The organism is Inhella crocodyli (assembly GCF_004004565.1).
In the GTDB taxonomy this organism is placed as follows: Bacteria; Pseudomonadota; Gammaproteobacteria; order Burkholderiales; family Burkholderiaceae_C; genus Inhella; species Inhella crocodyli.
The window spans coordinates 212,970-230,999 of record NZ_SACM01000005.1 but is presented as its reverse complement, the minus strand read 5'-3'; the positions used below and the strand labels follow the sequence as shown (position 1 = coordinate 230,999).

Below are 18,030 nucleotides of genomic sequence, written 5' to 3'. Positions count from 1 at the left end.
GAGAAGGGCGCCGCCCCCCAAGCCCCAGGCCCAGCGTGCGCCGCGCCTCACAGGGCCAGTCCCACGCTGACGTGCAGGCGCCAGCCGCCTTCGAAGCGGGCTTGCCCTCGGGCCAAGTCCACCCGCAGCAGGCCCACCGGGCTGCGCCACCGCGCCCCCAGCCCGGCACCGAGGGCCGGTCGGGCGTCGCGCCAGCGCAGGGCGGTGCGCCCGGCGTCCACGAAGGCGGCCACGCCGAGGCCCTCCAGGCCGCCGACCCAGGCGGGGGGCAGGGGCTGGGTGAACTCCGCGCTGGCCGTCCACAGATGGGTGCCGCCGACGTCTTGCCCAGCCACTTCCGGGCCCAGGCTGCGGTGGCTGTAGCCGCGCACCGATTCGTCGCCCCCGGCCCGCCAGCGCAGGCTTTCGGGCAGCCCCAGGGCATCGCCACGCGTCCACAACTGGCCCAGCTCGGCCCGCAGGCTGAGCTGGCGACCGCCTTGCAAGGGCACGAGGCCTTGCCAGCGGGCCTGCAGGCGCACGAGGGGCCCTTGGGTGACGGCCCCGAGCGCGTCGCGCGAGCGCGCCTGCCCCAGCGCCGACTGCAGCACCCAAGCCTGGCCGCGGGTGGGCAAGATGACGCTGTCCAAGTCGCGCCAGGTCGGGTTGACATGCAGGAGGATGGCCCGTGCATCGCGGTGTTGCAGGGAGAGCCCTTGCTGGCTGCTCAGGCCTTCGACGGCCACGCTGCGGTCCTCCGCCCGGGTTTCGAACACCTGGCCGACGCGCACGGAGGCTTGGCGGAACGGCGCGTCGGTGCCGTCCTCGCGCTGCCAGGCCACGCCGACCAATTCGCGGCGCTGGCGCGCTTCGGGGTGGGTGCTGAGCTCGCCTTCCGCGAGTTGGCCCAGCCGACCCCAGGCCAGCTTGACGCGGCTGCGCACTGGCCAGCCCAAGGGCAGGCGGTGCACGTGTTCCAGGGTGGCCCGTTCGCCGCTGTTGCTTTGCCAACCCACGCCGAGCGCCACCTGCTGCAGGGGCGCCTCGCGCAGGCGCACCCGCACGGGCATGCGGTCGCCGCTCAGGCCCTCGGGCTCGAGCTCGACCTGGGCGGCGTCAAACAAGCCGCTGCGCAACAGGCGCTCTTGCGCGTCCAGCAGGCGCTGCTCGGTGTACGGACTGCCTTCGGGCAGGTCCAGCAGGCGGCGGGTGCGCTCGGCATCGTGGTGGTTGAGGCCCTGCAATGCGACCGCCCCCACACGGACCGCCGGGCCGGTATCCAGGACCAGTTCGGCGTCCACGGCGTTGAGCTCGGCGTCGACGCTGGCCTCGGTGCTGGCCCAACGCGCCAAGGGGTAACCACGCGCCCGTGCCTGCGACAGCAGGGCGCGTTTGGCGCCCGCCCAGCGCGCTTGGTCGAAGGGCTCGCCGATTTGCAGGGGCAACCAATCGCGCCATGGCGGGCTGGGGGCTTGCGTGCCCTCACTTGGCCCAACGGGGGCACCCTCCGAGCCGTCGCTGGGTGGCTTGACTTGCAGGTCAACGCGGCGCCACAGCGCGCGCGGCCCCGGGTCGACGGTCAGCCGGCCGGCCTCGCAGTCGAGTTCGATGGCGACGGGGTTGAAATGCCCGAGGGTTTGCAGCAGCGCGCGGCCTTGGTCGGGGGTCAGCTTGCACAGGCGTCGGCGTTCCTCGGCGTCCAGGGGCGCGGCCTCGGTTTCGCGCTGCAGGGCCCGGGCCAGGTCCAGGTGCTGAGCCAGCAGCCGCGCGACCTCACCCGGCGCCTGCACGTCCAAGGGCGCGGCCGCGCAGACCGCCACTTGCAGGGCCAACAGCGCCCCGACGCCCAGCCTCATCGGCCGAGCTGGCGCATGGCCGCTTCCAGGCCGGCCAAGGTCAAGGGGTGCATGCGTTGGTGCATCAGGCGCTGCACGAGGTCGATGCTTTGCCGGTAGCTCCAAACGCCCTGGGGCTCCGGGTTGATCCAGGCGTGCTTGGGAAAGGCCTGGGTCAGCCGGTCCAGCCACACCGAGCCGGCTTCCTCGTTCATGTACTCGACGCTGCCGCCCGGCTGCAGGATTTCGTAGGGGCTCATGGTCGCGTCGCCAACGAAGATCAGCTTGTAGTCGCGGTTGTACTTGTGGATCAGGTCCCAGGTGGACGTCTTCTCGCTGTAGCGCCGGCGGTTGTTCTTCCACACGAAGTCGTAGACGCAGTTGTGGAAGTAGAAGAACTCCAGGTGCTTGAACTCGGCCTTGGCCGCCGAGAACAGCTCTTCGACCCGGTGCACGTGCTCGTCCATGGTGCCGCCCACGTCCATCAGCAGCAGCACCTTGACCTTGTTGTGCCGCTCCGGCCGCATCTTGATGTCCAGCATGCCGCCCGACGCGGCCGTGGCGTGGATGGTGTCGTCCAGGGCCAGTTCGTCGGCCGCGCCCTCGCGCGCGAAGCGGCGCAGGCGGCGCAGCGCCACCTTGATGTTGCGGGTGCCGATTTCTTTGCTGTCGTCGTAATCGCGGTAGCCGCGCTGCTCCCACACCTTGACGGCGCTCTTGCCGCCCCCGCCTTTGCCGATGCGCACGCCCGCCGGGTTGACGCCGCCGTTGCCGAAGGGGCTGGTGCCTCCGGTGCCGATCCAACGGTTGCCGCCTTCGTGCCGTTCTTTCTGCTCTTCCAGCCGCTTCTTGAGCGTCTCCATCAGCTCGTCCCAGCCCAGGGCCTGCAGGTCGGCCAGTTGCTCGGGGCTGAACTCGCGCTTCAGCTGCTGGGTGAGCCAGTCCTCGGGGAGTTGGCGGACCAGGTCCAACTTCAACTCGGCGCCGTGGAAGTAGGCGGCGAAAGCGCGGTCGAACTTGTCGTACAGCGCCTCGTCCTTGACCAGCACGGTGCGGGCCAAGGTGTAGAACTCGTCGACCGAGGGCCCGATCACCCCAGCCCGCAGCGCTTCGAGCAGGGTCAGAAACTCCTTGGGCGACACCGGCAGGCGTGCCGCACGGAGCGTGAAAAAGAACGGCAACAGCATGGCCCGATTGTGGCGCGCGAGCGACCCAGGCGTGGCACCCGACGCCCACTGCTACGCTGAGGCCCCATGCCTTCCACGAACCCCGCTGAGCTGCTGCTGCTGCTCATCGTGATGCAGCAAAGCCTGGCCCTGCCGGCCTGGCTGATGTGCGCGCGGCTGGGCATCGCGCCGGCGGTGCCGGCGTGGCACTGGGCGGCGGCGTCGGCTTTTGCCGCGGCCAGCGTGGGCGCGGCCTACTTCAGCCAGGACCCTTGGTACAGCCACGGGCTGTGCAACATGCTCGCGCCGGGCATCTTTTTGACCCTGCGCTTGGGCCTGCAGACCTTGTTCCGTGCGCCCCGTCACGATGGCGAAAACTTGGTCGTGATCGTGCTCAGTGTCGGACTCAGCCTTGGCGGGGGCTTGGCGCAAGCCCCGGACGCCTGGTACGTCTGGGTGTCCTCGGTGCTCAGCGCCTACTGCCTCTGGCGTTGCGCGCAGGTGGTGGGGCCCCTGGTCAGGCAAGAGCTGGGTCCGCCCGCGTCTTATGTCGTGGTCACGCCCCTGCGGGCCGTTGCCCTGCTGTTCCTCTTGCGCTTCGCCGCCGCGGTGGCCTGGCCCGAGGGCTTTGGCGTGCCGCTTCGGCGCGACACCCCTGCCAACGTGGCGGTGCTGGCCTTCCTCATGACCTTCGGCCTGATGGTGCACCTGAGCCTGGGCCTGGCCGTGGCCCTGCGGCTCATGGCCCGCTTGCGGCAGTTGTCCCGCCTGGACTCGCTGACTGGCTTGCCCAACCGGCGCGCTGCCGACGAACTGCTCGTGCAGTTGATCGATGCCCGTGACCAGCTGGGCCAGCCGGCCAGCGTGCTGGCGGTGGACGTCGACCACTTCAAACGGGTCAACGACCAGCACGGTCACCTGGTGGGCGACCGTGCCCTCGTGCACCTGGGTCACTTGCTGCAGGCGGCGGTGCGCGGGGGCGACGTGGTGGCCCGGGTGGGTGGCGAAGAACTGTTGGTGCTCATGCCCAACACGCGACTGCCCGAGGCGGCGGAGCTGGCCGAGCGCCTGCGCCAGCGCGTGGAGCAGCACCCCTTGCGCGTGGGACCTCTTGAAGTGCCGCTCACTGTCAGCATCGGGTTGGCCGAGCTGCAAGGGCGCGATGGCCTGCACGATTGGGTGGACCGGGCCGATGGCGCCCTCTACCGTGCCAAGCACCTGGGCCGCAACCGGGTGGAGCAGCAAGCCTTGGAGACGCCTGCATGAGCGCCAGCGAGGATCGAGACGACGAGGTCGAAGGCACTCTGCGTGCCTTGTACGCTGCGATCGACGACCGAGGCGGTCGCTGGACTGCGCGTCACGACGGTTTGGTGCTGTCGAGCAGCTTCCAGCCCGTTTACAGCTTCCCGCACGGCAAGCCGGTCGGTTTCGAGGCCTTGATCCGCGTTCAGGACGGGCAGGGCGGTGTCATCTCGCCGGTGAGCCTGTTCGAGCGCGTGCAGGATTTCGATCAGCAAGTTTGGCTGGACCGCTTGTGCCGCTTGGTGCACGTGCACAACTTTTGCGAGCAGGTGACGGGCGACGCCTGGCTGTTTTTGAACATCCACCCGGCCGTGTTCGTGCACTCCACCCGGCAGGCCGAGCTGATGACGCGCGCCGTCGACCTGCTGCACCAGTTGGGCATTCCGATGCACCGCTTGGTGCTGGAGGTGACCGAAGACGTCATGGCGCAGGACCAGGACTTCGAGAACGCCGTGGCGTGGGCGCGCAGCGTGGGCTGCTTGCTCGCGCTGGACGACTTCGGCGCTGGGCACAGCAACTTCGACCGCGTCTGGCGCATCCGGCCGGACATCGTCAAACTCGACCGCAGCCTGCTGCGACGCGCGATGCAGTCGCCCCGGGTGGCCCGCATGATGGGCCAGGTGGTGGGCTTGCTGCACGAGTGCGGGTCGTTGGCGCTGCTCGAGGGCGTGGAGTCCAACGAAGAGGCGCTCATCGCGCTCGATGCCGACGTGGACTTGGTGCAAGGCTTCGCCTTTGCCCACCCCGCGCCCGAACTGCAGGGGCTGGGGCAGCTCAGCCCGGCGATCGAGGCCGTTTGGCAGCGGTTCGACGAACGCTTGGCCCTGGGCCGGCGCGCGCACCACGAGCGGGTCGCGCCCTTCCAGGCGGCCCTGTCCTTGGCCCTGCTCCCTTTCCACCAAGGCCGCCCCCTGGCCGAGGCGGCCGAGGCCTTTTTGCGCATGCCGGGCTGCCAGCTCGTGTACTTGCTGGACGCCGACGGACGCTCAACCGGCGACGTGGTGGCCGGGGCTGCCCAGCCAGCGCCCAACCCCCGCTTCGCGCCCCTGACCCAAGCGGGCGACGCCCGCTGGGCGCGGCGGCCGTACTTCCGCCGTGCCATGGCCAACGTGGGCGAGGTGCAGGTCACGCGGCCCTACCTCAGCTTGAATGGCGCCCGCTTGTGCCTGACGGTGTCGGTGGCCTTTTGGCACAAGGGCCAACTGCGGGTGCTGTGCGGTGACGTGGACTGGGGCGCGCCCGACGCTCACTGAGCGAGGCCTTGGGCCAGGCGCTCGCGCGCGGCCGGCCACTCGGCGGCCGTCATGCTGTACATCACCGTGTCGCGCACGCTGCCGTCGCGCCGGGCCATGTGGTGGCGCAGCACGCCGTCGCGCCGGGCCCCCAAGCGCTCGATGGCCGCCTGGCTGACGAGGTTCAATGCGTCGGTGCGCCAGCCCACCAGTTGCGCCCCCAAGGTCTCGAAGGCGTGCGCCATCAGCAGCCACTTGCAGCTGGTGTTGACGGCGGTGCGCTGCCAGCGGCGGGCGATCCAGGTGTAGCCGATTTCGAGCCGGTCGATCTCGGGCACGAGGTCGTGGTAGCTCGTGCTGCCCACGACCTCGTTCGTGTCGCACAAGCAAATCGCAAATGGCAGTCGCGTGCCTGCGGCCTGCTGGGCCAAGGCCTTGTCGATGTAAGCGCCCGTGGCGTCGGGCTCGGGCACGGAGGTCACGCGCAGGGTCCACAGCGCCCCGTCGGCCGCCGCGGCGCGCAGACCGGCTTCGTGGGCCATCGTCAAGGGCTCCAAGCGCACCGGGTGGCGCGTCAGCACCACCGGCTCGACGATCACCGGTGCTGGCGCTGCATCTGCAGCAGCTTCTCGAAGAGCGTCAGGTCCTGTTCGTTCTTCAGCAGGGCCCCCACCATGGGCGGCACTTGCCTCGGTGCGCCGTCGGCGCTTTCCAAAGCGGCCGGATCGATGTTCTCGGCCAAGAGCAGGCGCAACCAGTCCAACAACTCGCTGGTCGACGGCTTCTTCTTCAAACCCGGCAGGTTGCGCACTTGGTAGAAGGCCTTCAAGGCCGCCGCCAGCAACTCGCTCTTCAGGTTCGGGAAGTGCACGTCCACGATCTGTTGCATCGTGGCCTCGTCGGGGAACTTGATGTAGTGGAAGAAGCAGCGGCGCAGGAAGGCGTCGGGCAGTTCCTTTTCGTTGTTGCTGGTGATGAACACCAGCGGACGTTGCTTGGCCTTGATCAGCTCCCGCGTCTCGTAGACGTAGAACTCCATGCGGTCGAGTTCGCGCAGCAGGTCGTTCGGGAATTCGATGTCGGCCTTGTCGATCTCGTCGATCAACAGGGCCACCGGCTGGTCGGCCGTGAAGGCCTGCCAGAGCACGCCCTTGACGATGTAGTTGTGGATGTCCTTGACCCGCTCGTCACCCAACTGGCTGTCGCGCAGGCGGCTCACAGCGTCGTACTCGTACAGGCCCTGCTGCGCCTTGGTGCTGCTCTTGATGTGCCACTGCAGCAAGGGCATGCCCAGGGAGGCCGCCACTTCCTCGGCCAGGAGGGTCTTGCCGGTGCCCGGCTCGCCTTTCAACAGCAGGGGGCGCTGCAGGGCAATCGCGGCGTTGACCGCGAGCTTGAGGTCGTCGGTGGCGACGTAATGCTGGGAGCCGTTGAACTTCATGCGAGCGAGTATAGGAATCGGGGCTTGCGCTTCCTTCTAGAATCCGCGCCCATTCTGGTCAGCCAACATCGCGACAACACCATGCTGCTCTCCCGCCTTCTGATTGCCGTGGCCGCCGCCGTGCTCCTCCAGCCCGCCTGGGCCCAAGACGCCAAGCGTGGCGAGACGCAGGCCGCCATGTGCATCGGCTGCCACGGCATCCCTGGCTACCGCGCCAGCTTTCCCGAGGTTTACAGCGTTCCCAAGATCTCGGGCCAAAACGCCGGCTACATCGTGGCGGCCCTCACGGCGTACAGCAAAGGCGAGCGCAAGCACCCGTCGATGCGCGGCATTGCCGGTTCGCTGACCGAACAAGACATGAAGGATTTGGCGGCCTTCTACTCGCAGCACGGCGGGGCGCCGACGCCGGCGCCGGATACCGTGCCGGCCCCCTCGGCCGAAGTGGCCAAGTTGCTGGAGAAGGGCGCTTGCATCTCCTGCCATGGCGCCAACTTCAGCAAGGCCATCAGCGACGCTTACCCGAAGCTGGCCGGTCAGCCTGCGGATTACCTCTTGGTGGCGCTGCGCAGCTACCAGCAGGCCAAGCACAGCACCTGGGGCCGCGACAACGCCATCATGGCCAACCAGGTCAAGGAGTTCAAAACGTCGGAGCTGAAGGCCATCGCCAAGTACTTGGCCTCCCTGCCGGGTGAACTGAAAACGGTGCCCCAGCCCAAGCTGCGCTGAGCGCCTGGGACCTCACCACAGCCGCCTTCGGGCGGCTTTTTTGTGCCAACTTGCCGCTGCACCCGGGATCGCCCGGGGGGCATGACCCTGTGGGGGTCGCATACTGAAGCGGTTGCGACCGCGCGCCTCACCGGCATGCTGAAAAAGATCCCCACCGAACAGGCCACCTTGGGAATGTTCCTCCAGTCGATGGAGGGCTCTTGGCTGAGCCATCCCTTTTGGAAGACCCGGTTCCTGTTGAACGACGCGGCGGATCTGGCCTCCTTGAAGGCTTCGGGGGTGCCGCACATCTGGATCGACGTGGCCAAGGGCAAGGACGTGCCTGTGGTCGAGGCCCCCTTGCCGACGCCGCTCAATGTGGCACCTCCGCCCCCGGTGCCTGCGCCCCGCACGGAAGCCGTGGCGACGATGGCTTCGGCGCCGGAACCGAAGTCCCCGCCCGAGCGGGTCAGTTTGAAGGACGAAATGGCCCAGGCTGCGGAGGTGGTGAACCGCTCACGCCAAGCCGTCATGAGCATGTTCAACGAGGCCCGCTTGGGCCGGGCCGTGAGCCAAGAACAGAGCGCCATGGTCGTGGAGGAACTGGCCGGTTCGGTTTGGCGCAACCCCTCGGCCTTGATCAGCCTCGCGCGGCTCAAGACGCGGGACGACTACACCTACATGCATTCGGTGGCGGTGAGCGCCATGATGATCGCCTTGGGCCAGCAGCTGGGCCTGAGCGAGGACGAGCAGCGCGAGGCCGGCCTGGCGGGCTTGTTGCACGACGTGGGCAAGATGTTGATGCCGCTGGAGGTCTTGAACAAACCGGGCAGTCTCACCGACGACGAATTCGCCATCATGAAGAGCCACCCGGGCAAGGGGCACGCGGCCTTGGAGGCCAGTGGCGCCTTCGCCGAAGGCGTTCTGGACGTGGTGTTGCACCACCACGAGAAGATGGACGGGACCGGCTACCCGAAGAAGCTCAGCGGCGACCAGATATCGCTGCTGGCGCGCATGGGGGCGGTGTGTGACGTGTACGACGCCGTGACCAGCACGCGCCCGTACAAGAACGCGTGGGATCCGGCGGCCTCTCTCGCCCGCATGGCCCAGTGGAAGGGGCACTTCGACCCCAAGATCTTCCAGGCCTTCGTGGTCAGCCTGGGAATCTTCCCCGTGGGCACCCTGGTCAAGCTCAAGTCACAACGCCTGGCGGTGGTGATCGACCAAACGCCCGGCAAGCTCACGCAACCGCAAGTGCGCGTGTTCTTCTCGCTCAAGTCCAACATGCCCGTGGACTTGCAAACGCTCGACCTGAGCACCGGCACGGACGCGATCGTGGGCCGCGAAGACCCCGACACTTGGGGCTTTAAACACCTCAACGATCTCTGGAGCCAAACCCGATGAAATGGCTAGTTGGTGTGGCGGCTGCGCTGGCGGCCGGGGTGCTGCACGCCCAGACCCTGCGCTGGGCCAGCCAAGGCGATTTCCAAACCGCCGACCCCCACTCGCAAAACGACATCGTGACCAACATGGTCAACGGCCAGGTCTACGAGAAGCTCGTGCGCCGCGACAAGGGCATGGCCATCGGCCCCGGCCTCGCCACCTCGTGGAGCAACCCCGACCCCTTGACCTGGCGCTTCACCTTGCGCCAGGGGGTGAAGTTTCACGATGGGGCGCCGCTGACGGTCGAGGACGTGATCTTCTCCATCCAGCGGGGCAAAGAGCCGAGCTCCAACCTGCGCCAGTACGCCAACGCCGTCGGCACGCCCCGCAAGGTCGACGCCAAGACCTTGGAGTTCAAGCTCGATCGGCCCAACCCCGTCTTCTTGCAGCACCTGGACCTGCTGTGGATCATGAACAAGGCCTGGAGCGAGAAGCACCGCGTCACCAAGCCGCAGGACTTCAAGAACAAAGAAGAAAGCCACGCCTCGCTGAACGCCAACGGCACCGGCCCCTACATGCTCGTGAGCCGGCAGCCTGGCATCAAGTCGGTCTACAAGCGAAACCCGGCGTGGTGGGGCCAGTTCGAGGGCAACGTCCAGGAGATCGTGTTCACGCCCATCGGCAACGACGCCACCCGCCTGGCGGCGCTGATGAGCGGCGAGGTCGACTTGGTGGTGGACCCGGCCCCCCGCGACATCCCCCGGCTGCGCCAGGTCAAGCACCTGCAGGTCATCGAGGGCCTGGAAAACCGGCTGATCTTCATCGGCATGGACCAGTCGCGCGACAAGCTGCTCTATGGCAAGGTGCCCGGCGACAAGAACCCCTTCAAGGACCTGCGCGTCCGCCAGGCGCTGTACCAGGCCATCGACATCGAGGGCATCAAGGCCAAGATCATGACTGGCCTGTCGCAGCCCACCGGGGGGGTGACGCCCTCGCCCCTGGGGGCCTTCAGCGACCCATCGCTGGAGACGCGCCTGCCCTACGACCTGGCCAGCGCCCGCCGGCTGATGGCCGAGGCCGGCTACCCCGAGGGCTTCGAGGTCACCCTGGACTGCCCGAACAACCGCTACGTCAACGACGAAGAAATCTGCATCGCGCTGGCGCAGATGTGGGCCCAACTCAAGGTCAAGGTCCGGGTCATGGCCCAGCCCCGGGCCCTGCTGTTCCCCAAGTTGGAGAAGTTCGACACGAGCCTGTACCTGTACGGCTGGGGGGGGGCGGTCACCGACGCCGAGACCATCCTCACGCCCGTCTACCGCACCTTGAACAAGGTCGACGGCACGGGGGCCTACAACTTCGGCATGGTGGCCAACGACAAGTTCGACGCCTTGGCGGCGCAGAGCACGGTCGAGGCCGATCCCAAGAAGCGGGAGGCCCTGATCCGCGCAGCGCTGACGGAGTACCGCCAGCAAGTGCACACCATCCCCCTGCACCGACAGGTGATCCCTTGGGCCACCCGCGCCGGGGTGAAGGCCGTGCACCGTCCCGACAATTGGCTGGAGGTCGCCTGGATCACCCTGCCGCCCAAGTGAGGTCGGCGGCCGGCCGGGCTCAACCTGCCAGGGCTTCGACCAAGAGTTGCAGGCGCGCCTGTCCCTGGTAGGTGTCAGCGTCCAAGCGGTAAGCCAGGCGGACGCGATGGTCGGCCAGGGTGTCGGTCCGTCGGAACCAAATGGCGTCGGCCTGCACGCCGCTGCTGTGCTGCAAGCGCAGTTTCAGGTGGCCGCTGCCCACCAGCCGTTGTTGCAGCACCTCGAATTCGTCCACGAAGAGCGGGGGCTCGAAGGCCTGGCCCCAAACCTCGTCCGCCAGCGCCTGGGCTTGCTGCAGGCTGAGCATGGGACCGCTGAGCGAGCCGTCGTGGCGCAGCACGCGGCTCAACTGCTCAGGGGCCAAGCCGTCGCGGGCGATGGTTTGCAGCGCCGCGTCAAAGGCGGCCACGTCGTCGCTGGCCAAGGTGCAGCCGGCCGCCATGGCATGGCCGCCGAACTTGGCCAAGAGGCCCGGGCAGCGCTTGGCCAGCAGGTCGAGCGCGTCGCGCAGGTGCAGGCCCGGGATGGAGCGTCCGGACCCCTTCAGGCGCCCGTCGGCGCCCCGGGCAAACACAAAGGTGGGCCGGTGCAGGGCCTCTTTCACGCGGCCGGCGACGATGCCCACCACGCCTTCGTGAAAGGCCTCGTCGAACAGCACCACGGCGGGCGGGGGCTCGCCCTGGGGCATTTTGCTCAGCAGCAGGTCCTCGCTGACCGCTTTCATGTCCGCCTCGACGGCGCGGCGCTCGCGGTTGATGCCGTCCAATTGCTGTGCGATGGCCAGCGCCCGCGCCGGGTCGTCGGTGCGCAAGCATTCGATGCCCAGGCGCATGTCGGCCAAGCGCCCCGCTGCGTTGATGCGCGGACCGAGCGCAAAGCCGAAGTCCTGGCTGCTGGCCCGCCGGGCGTCACGGCCCGCCACCTGGAACAGCGCGCGAACGCCGTGCTGCATCTGCCCGGCCCGGATGCGCTTGAGCCCCTGGGCCACCAAACGCCGGTTGTTGGCATCGAGCGCCACGACGTCGGCCACCGTGCCCAGGGCGACCAGGTCGAGCAGCCCGTCCAGACGGGGTTGGGTGGCGAAGGTCCCACGCGCGCGCAGCTCGGCCCGCAGCGCCAGCAGCAGGTAGAAAGCCACGCCCACGCCCGCCAGGGCCTTGCTCGGAAAGTCGCAGCCAGGTTGGTTGGGGTTGACGATGGCGTCGGCCGCGGGCAGGAGCACGGTGCCGGCGTCGTCTTGGGCGCACAGGTGGTGGTCGGTCACCACCACGGTCAAGCCGGCGGCCTTGGCGTGGGCCACGCCCTCGAGGCTGGCGATGCCGTTGTCCACGGTGATGAGCAGCTCTGCCCCCACCGCCAGCGCCAAGTCGACGATCGCGGGCGTGAGGCCGTAGCCGTGCACCGCGCGGTCGGGCACGACGTAGTCGACCTGGGCGGGTGCCGCGCCCAGCAGCACCAAGCCGCGCAGCAGCAGCGCACAGGCGGTGGCGCCATCGCAGTCGTAGTCGGCCACGACGCACAGGCGCCGACCCGCCGCGATCGCGTCGGCCAGCAGCCGCGCGGCCTCGGCGGCGCCGCGCAGCAAGCCCGGGGGCGCCAGTTGGGCGAGGTCGGGGTCCAACTCGTCGCGCGAGCGAACGCCACGGGCGGCGAACAGGCGTGCGCGCAGCGGGTCCAGGCCTTGTTCTTCCAAGGCCCAGGCGGCGCGCGGCGGGCAGTCGCGGGGCAGCACCCGCGGAGCGGCGGCGTGCGGCGTCACAGGGCGTTCAGCCTTTGCTGCACCTCGGCCATCGTGCACTGGCGCGCGGGCCACCGCCGCCACCAGGGCACGGGGGCCGGGGTCCAGGTGCGGGCCCAGGTCTCGCCCGCCAGCGTCAGCCGGCCGCCATCGGCCAGGATGGGGGCCACGATCTCCTCGTCCAGCCGCTGCCAGGCCCGCTGCCATTGGGCCAGGTCGACGGTCATCGCGGGCTCGCGCAGCCAGGTGTTGACGACCACTTCGGGCGCCGTGCCGTGCTGCACACCGCAACCGCTGATCCACACCGAGTTGACGGTCAGGGCCCCGCGGGCCTCGCGGGCGGTGTTGACGGGGTGCTCGTGCCACAGCATTTGGATCTCGTTCTGCAAGCGACGCAGGCCACGGTGCGCCGGCAGCCAGGCGTCGAGCGTGCGCAGGCTGACGCGGTCCAGGCTGGGCGCCTGCCAGTCGGCCAGGCTCTCGTGGCCGAGCATCCAGGCGGTGCTGCCGAGGCGGTGCACCTGCCACCCCTCGGTCGTCGGGAACAAGGGGGCCACCGTTTGCCAAAGGGCGTCGGCCTCGTCGTCACGCAGGCGCAACTGCTCGGGCGACAGGGCCAAGGCCTGGTGGGCGTCCAGTTGCACGTGCAGGGGCGTGACCAGGGCCCAGGGCAGCGTGCCAGGCTCGATGCCATGGGCGGCCAGGGCCCAGGCTGCGGTGGGCAGGGCCTCGCTCGGGCCGTGACCGCGCAGCGCCCCCAGCACGCGCTCGGCCGGGGTGTGCGGGTCGGTGGCCTCGCCGCCGTGCACGGCCACCTCCTGACCGTGGCGAAGCAGGCGCTGGAGGTGGGGCAGGGCGGGGGGCAGGGCCAGCCCTTCGAGGGGACCGGCGTCGGTGATCAGCACGTGCATGGCGGCGCGATTATCCGGAGCGCGCGGGTTGTCACGGCGCTGTCACGGCCGGCTTTCCATAATCGGACGATGCCCCGTCCCGCCCCCGTGTTGCTCGACCGCGAGCAAGCCATCCTGGAGTTCAACCGCCGCGTGCTGGCTCAGGCGGAGCGCGCCGACGTGCCCTTGCTCGAACGCCTGCGCTATGTGTGCATCGTGTCCAGCAATTTGGACGAGTTCTTCGAGGTTCGCTTTTCCGACTTGTTGGACAGCGTGCGTGACAAGGCGCGCGCAGGGGTGGCGCAAGACATCGAGCGCGTGGGCGCGGCCGCCCACGCGCTGATCGACGAGCAGTACGCCGTCTTCAACGACCAACTCATGCCGGCGCTGGCCCAGCGCGGAATCCACATCCGCCACCACGCGGCGCGCAACGCGGCGCAGCGGGCCTGGGTGTCGCGCTTCTTCGACCGCGAGGTCCGGCCGCTGCTGGTGCCGGTGAGCCTGGACCCCGCCCACCCGTTTCCGCAGGCGGCGAACAAGGCCCTGCATTTCATCGTCAAGCTCGCCGGCGACGACGCCCTCGGCCGGGCCAACCCCATCGCCATCGTGCGCGTGCCGCGGGTGCTGCCGCGGGTCATCAAGCTGCCGGCCCAGGTCGCCCCCGGCGAGCAGGCCTTCGTGCTGCTGACCAGCGTCATCCGGGCGCACCTGGGGGAGCTGTTTCCGGGGCGCGAGGTGGTGTCGTTCTCGCAGTTCCGCGTCACGCGCGACTCCGACATCGACGTCGACGAGGAAGAGGTCGCCAACCTGCGCCACGCCATGCGTTCGCGCCTGAGCACGCGGCACTTCGGCCGGGCGGTGCGCCTGGAGGTCGTGCACACCTGCCCGGAGGACCTGGCGCAGTTGCTGCTCACGCAGTTCCAGCTGCCGCCCGCGGCCCTGTACCGCGTGAACGGCCCGGTGAACCTGGTGCGCCTGAACGAGTTGATCGACCAGGTGGAGGCGCCGGCGCTGCGCTTTGCGCCCCACGAACCGGCATGGCCGCAAGGGCGCTTGCCCCGGGGCAAATCGATTTTTCAGCGGCTGCGCGATCGCGACGTGCTGCTGCACCACCCGTTCGAGAGCTTCGAGCCGGTGATCGAGCTGCTGCGCGAGGCGGTGAACGACCCCGAGGTGCTGGCCATCAAGCAAACCGTCTACCGCACGGGGGCCCGCAGCGAACTGATGGAGTTGCTGCTGGAGGCCGCGCGGCGCGGCAAAGAGGTGCTGGTGGTGGTGGAGCTCAAGGCCAGGTTCGACGAGGAGGCGAACGTCAACTGGGCGGAGAAGCTGGAGGCCGCGGGCGCGCAGGTGGTTTACGGCATCGTGGGCCTGAAGACCCACGCCAAGCTGCTGCTGGTGACCCGTCGCGAGACGCGCAAGGGCGGGCGCATCCTGCGTCGCTACCTGCACCTGGGCACGGGCAACTACAACCCGCGCACGGCGCGCCTGTACACCGACTTGGGTCTGCTGACTGCCGACCCGGCCCTGACCGCCGATGCCGACGCGGTGTTCGGCCTGCTCGCCTCGACGGCCCACATGCGCCGCCTGCACCAGCTCGTGCTGGCGCCCTTTGCCATGCAAAGCCGCTGGTTGGCCGAGCTGGAGCGGGTGCGCCAGGCGGCCCTGGCCGGTCGGCGGGCGCGGGTGGTGGTGAAGGTCAATGCGCTGACCGACTTGGTGCTGATCGACGCCTTGCTGGCTTGTGGGCAGGCAGGCGCCGAAGTGGACCTCATCGTGCGTGGGGCCTGCCGCTTGGCGCCGGGTATTCCAGGCGTGAGTGACAAGGTGCGCGTTCGCTCGGTGGTGGGACGGTTCCTGGAGCACACGCGGGTGCTGTACTTCGCTTGGGGTGAAAGCGAGCGTGACGAGGCCTTGTACCTGTCGAGTGCCGATTGGATGAGCCGCAACATGCTGGGTCGGATCGAATTGGCGTGGCCGGTCAACGACCCCAAGATGCGCCAACGGGTGCTGGACGAGGCCTTGGTGCCCTACTTGCTGGACGGGCGCGATGCCTGGGTTCTGGATGCCGCTGGCGGCTACCAGCGCGTGGGCACCGACGGCCCGTGTGCGCAAGCGGCACTGGCCGAGTTGTACCGGGTGGACTGAGGGGCGGACGGTGGACTTGATCTTGTGGCGCCACGCCGAAGCCCAGGTGCTGGCGGACGGCCAGGACGACCTCGACCGCCGCTTGACGGCCGCGGGCGAACGGCAGGCCCGGCGCATGGGCCTGTGGCTGCAACAGCGCCTGCCCGACACGACCCGCGTGTGGGTCAGCCCCGCCGTGAGAACGCGCGCCACGGCCGACGCCCTGGAGCGTCCCTACAAGGTGCTGCCCGAGCTGGCGCCGCAGGCCGATCCGGCCGATTGGCTGCCCCTGATGGGCTGGCCCGACGCCGTGGCGCCCGTGCTGGTGGTGGGGCACCAACCGGCCCTGGGGCAGTTGGCGGCGCAATTGCTGTGTGGCGCCCCCTTGCCCTGGACGGTCAAGAAGGGCGCGGTGTGGTGGTTGAGTTCGCGGCGGCGCCAAGGTGTGCAACAAGTCCTGTTGCGGGCGGTGCAAGGTCCCGACCTCCTCTAGGCAAGCGCCGGCGCCTGACGCACCATCCGGGGCTGTGGCCCGACCCGTCACCCCCATCCTCTCCTCGTTCGCCTGCTGCCGTCGCGCCGTGTGGGCCACGGCGACGGGCGTCGCCATGGGCCCATTGGCCGATGCGCTCGCCGCGCCCGCCGGCCGCGAGCTCTTGATGGTGACCGCCGCCCTGGAACCCTTCGTGTTGCCGCCGCAGCACCCCTTGGGCGAGGGCATGGACATCGACCTGGCGCGCGAGGCCCTGGCGCTTGGCGGCGGTTACCGGCTCCGGGTGGAGCACGTGCCCTGGCGCCGTGTGCTGGCCTTGCTGAAGGCGGGCCAAGCCGACCTGTCGACGGGGGTGCACGACACCCCCGAGCGACGCGAGTACCTGGCCTTCAGCCAGCGATATGGCGAGTCGGTCCGGTACGGCTTCTACACGCGGCGCGACAGTGGCGTGCTCGTGAGGCGGCTGGCGGACCTGCAAGGGCGCCGCCTGGGCCTGATGGCGGGGGCGGTGTTCCCCGATGCATTGCAGGCCGCGATGACGGGGCCGGCCGATCGCGCCGTGGACCTGCACAGCCAACTGCGCATGCTGGCGGCGGGGCGCGTGGAGGTTGTGGTGGGCAACGAACTGCCGGCGCGCTGGCTCGTCCAGCACCAGCCCTACGGCGCGCAGTTGCAGCGCCAGCCCTTTGTCTTCGATTCCGGCCTACCGACCCAAATGGCGGTTGCACGCCAGCGTCCCGACTTCCCCGCCGTGGTGCAGGCGTTGAACCGCGGCTTGGCCCAGTTGGCCAAGGCCAAACGCTGGGAGGCCTTGCAGGCCCGCTACCTGGGCGCTTAGTCGGCCGAGAGCTCCAGGGCGAGCAGTTCTTCGACCCGTTGGCGGCGGCGGATGGGGCGCACCGCGTCGCCATCCAGCAGCACCTCGGCGATCAAGGGGCGCGTGTTGTAGTTGCTGCTCATCGAGCTGCCGTAGGCGCCCGTGTTCTCGATCACCAGCCAGTCGCCCACGGCGGCCTGGGGCAGGGCGCGCAGCTCGATCTCGCCGCCTGCCCCTTGGGTGAACACGTCACCGCTTTCGCACAGCGGGCCGGCCACGGCCGCCGGGGCGGCCGCCGCCAACGCACGGCCGTCGCCACTGACCAGGTGCATGCCGTGGTGCGCGCCGTACATGGCCGGTCGCATCAGTTCGTTGAAGCCGGCGTCCACCAAGACGAAGGGCACGCTGCCTTGGCGCTTCACGGCCCGGACCTCCGCGATCAAGGCCCCGGCCTCGGCCACCAGGTAGCGCCCCGGCTCGATCTCCAGGTGCAGCGGGTGCCCCAGCAGTTCTTGCGCCTCGCGGCGGGCGGCATCCCAGAGCCCGAAGTAGTGCGCCGGGTCGATGCGGGGCTCGCCGTCGCGGTAGGGGATCGAGAGCCCCCCGCCCGCCGAGATCGCCGCCAGGTCCAGCCCGGCGGCCTTCACGTGGCGCACCAGGTCCACCATGGCACCACAAACTTGGCCCAAGTGGCCGTAATCCACCCCCGAGCCGATGTGCATGTGCAGGCCCACCAAGCGCAGGCCGCTGGCCTGGATCACGGCCAAGGCCTCGGCCAGGTCGGCGTGCCAAATGCCGTGCTTGCTGTGCTCGCCACCGGTGTTGGTCTTCTTGCTGTGGCCGTGGCCGAAGCCCGGGTTCAGGCGCAGCCACACGGCATGGCCGGGCGCGCGCGCGCCGAGCTGGCGCAGCATGTCGATCGACCCGCAGTTCACCACCAGGCCCTCGGCCACGACGAAGTCGAGCGTTTCGCGGTCCAGCAGGTCGGCGGTGTAGACGATGTCGGCGTCGGCCGCCTCGGCCAGGGTGGCGGCGCGCGCGCTGCCGCCCGAAAAGCCGGCGGCCAACGCGCGCAGGGCCTCGCCGCGGCTCACGGCGTCCACCTTGGCCCCGCCCTCGCGCAGCAGGCGCAGCAGGTGCACATTGGGGTTGGCCTTTTGCGCGTAGCGAACGGTGTCAAACGCCCGCAAGCTGGCCAATCGCTGGCGGATGGTGGGGGCGTCCATCACCCACAAGGGCGTGCCGAATTGGTGGGCGAGGGCGCGGGTTTGGGCGTCGGTCAGCATGGTCGGCAGCATGCCCAGGTCGATTCATTCAGTCCAATCGATAA

Annotated in this window: 15 protein-coding genes; 8 read left to right on the top strand and 7 right to left on the bottom strand. The window is 69.3% G+C overall.

Annotation, left to right across the window (positions count from 1 at the left end; genetic code table 11):
• Nucleotides 1–47: 47 nt before the first annotated feature.
• A complete protein-coding gene (locus EOD73_RS16050) occupies nucleotides 48–1,835 on the bottom strand; it encodes an autotransporter assembly complex protein TamA (protein WP_127684051.1) in 1,788 nt (595 codons plus the stop codon).
• Nucleotides 1,832–3,001 (bottom strand): vWA domain-containing protein, encoded by a 1,170-nt coding sequence (locus EOD73_RS16045; protein WP_127684050.1) that lies wholly within the window; start codon nucleotides 2,999–3,001, stop codon nucleotides 1,832–1,834. The genes EOD73_RS16050 and EOD73_RS16045 overlap by 4 nt, the downstream gene beginning before the upstream one ends.
• A gap of 66 nt (nucleotides 3,002–3,067) precedes the next feature.
• Here EOD73_RS16045 and EOD73_RS16040 point away from each other — a divergent pair, with 66 nt between their 5' ends.
• Nucleotides 3,068–4,246: a GGDEF domain-containing protein gene (locus EOD73_RS16040; RefSeq protein ID WP_127684049.1), complete on the top strand. Its 1,179-nt coding sequence runs from the start codon at nucleotides 3,068–3,070 to the stop codon at nucleotides 4,244–4,246.
• Complete coding sequence (locus tag EOD73_RS16035; RefSeq protein ID WP_127684048.1) at nucleotides 4,243–5,535, top strand: sensor domain-containing phosphodiesterase; 1,293 nt, start codon at nucleotides 4,243–4,245, stop codon at nucleotides 5,533–5,535. The genes EOD73_RS16040 and EOD73_RS16035 overlap by 4 nt, the downstream gene beginning before the upstream one ends.
• On the opposite strand, the gene EOD73_RS16030 is transcribed toward EOD73_RS16035, so the two are convergent.
• Both EOD73_RS16030 and EOD73_RS16025 read right to left on the bottom strand, forming a co-directional pair.
• Nucleotides 5,529–6,113: a GNAT family N-acetyltransferase gene (locus tag EOD73_RS16030; RefSeq protein ID WP_259370335.1), complete on the bottom strand. Its 585-nt coding sequence runs from the start codon at nucleotides 6,111–6,113 to the stop codon at nucleotides 5,529–5,531. The genes EOD73_RS16035 and EOD73_RS16030 overlap by 7 nt on opposite strands.
• Nucleotides 6,110–6,955, bottom strand: a complete 846-nt coding sequence (locus tag EOD73_RS16025; RefSeq protein ID WP_127684047.1) for an AAA family ATPase — start codon at nucleotides 6,953–6,955, stop codon at nucleotides 6,110–6,112. Before EOD73_RS16025 ends, EOD73_RS16030 begins: the two co-directional genes overlap by 4 nt.
• 81 nt (nucleotides 6,956–7,036) lie before the next feature.
• Between EOD73_RS16025 and EOD73_RS16020 the strand changes: the two genes are divergently transcribed.
• From EOD73_RS16020 to EOD73_RS16010, 3 genes are all read left to right on the top strand, one after another.
• Nucleotides 7,037–7,681, top strand: a complete 645-nt coding sequence (locus tag EOD73_RS16020) for a c-type cytochrome (protein WP_127684046.1) — start codon at nucleotides 7,037–7,039, stop codon at nucleotides 7,679–7,681.
• A gap of 135 nt (nucleotides 7,682–7,816) precedes the next feature.
• Nucleotides 7,817–9,064 (top strand): cyclic di-GMP phosphodiesterase, encoded by a 1,248-nt coding sequence (locus EOD73_RS16015; RefSeq protein WP_127684045.1) that lies wholly within the window; start codon nucleotides 7,817–7,819, stop codon nucleotides 9,062–9,064.
• On the top strand, nucleotides 9,061–10,635 hold the full coding sequence (locus EOD73_RS16010) for an ABC transporter substrate-binding protein (protein ID WP_127684044.1): 1,575 nt from the start codon (nucleotides 9,061–9,063) through the stop codon (nucleotides 10,633–10,635). The genes EOD73_RS16015 and EOD73_RS16010 overlap by 4 nt, the downstream gene beginning before the upstream one ends.
• Before the next feature lie 19 nt (nucleotides 10,636–10,654).
• Here the strand turns inward: EOD73_RS16010 and recJ are convergent, their stop codons facing one another.
• Nucleotides 10,655–12,394, bottom strand: coding sequence for a single-stranded-DNA-specific exonuclease RecJ (recJ, locus tag EOD73_RS16005; protein WP_240660750.1), 1,740 nt, complete (start codon nucleotides 12,392–12,394; stop codon nucleotides 10,655–10,657).
• Nucleotides 12,391–13,284, bottom strand: a complete 894-nt coding sequence (locus tag EOD73_RS17845; RefSeq protein ID WP_240660749.1) for a hypothetical protein — start codon at nucleotides 13,282–13,284, stop codon at nucleotides 12,391–12,393. The genes recJ and EOD73_RS17845 overlap by 4 nt, the downstream gene beginning before the upstream one ends.
• A gap of 69 nt (nucleotides 13,285–13,353) precedes the next feature.
• Between EOD73_RS17845 and ppk1 the strand changes: the two genes are divergently transcribed.
• The 3 genes from ppk1 to EOD73_RS15990 are packed head-to-tail and all read left to right on the top strand — an operon-like array spanning nucleotide 13,354 to nucleotide 16,721.
• Nucleotides 13,354–15,411, top strand: a complete 2,058-nt coding sequence (gene ppk1, locus EOD73_RS16000) for a polyphosphate kinase 1 (RefSeq protein ID WP_127684042.1) — start codon at nucleotides 13,354–13,356, stop codon at nucleotides 15,409–15,411.
• Nucleotides 15,412–15,421: 10 nt separating this feature from the next.
• The gene (locus EOD73_RS15995) at nucleotides 15,422–15,883 is read left to right on the top strand and encodes a SixA phosphatase family protein (protein ID WP_205702490.1); all 462 of its coding nucleotides are present in this window, start codon (nucleotides 15,422–15,424) and stop codon (nucleotides 15,881–15,883) included.
• Between the two features lie 34 nt (nucleotides 15,884–15,917).
• Nucleotides 15,918–16,721, top strand: a complete 804-nt coding sequence (locus tag EOD73_RS15990; protein ID WP_127684041.1) for a substrate-binding periplasmic protein — start codon at nucleotides 15,918–15,920, stop codon at nucleotides 16,719–16,721.
• Here EOD73_RS15990 and lysA read toward each other — a convergent pair.
• Nucleotides 16,718–17,995, bottom strand: a complete 1,278-nt coding sequence (gene lysA / locus EOD73_RS15985; protein ID WP_375137443.1) for a diaminopimelate decarboxylase — start codon at nucleotides 17,993–17,995, stop codon at nucleotides 16,718–16,720. The genes EOD73_RS15990 and lysA overlap by 4 nt on opposite strands.
• Nucleotides 17,996–18,030 lie beyond the last annotated feature (35 nt).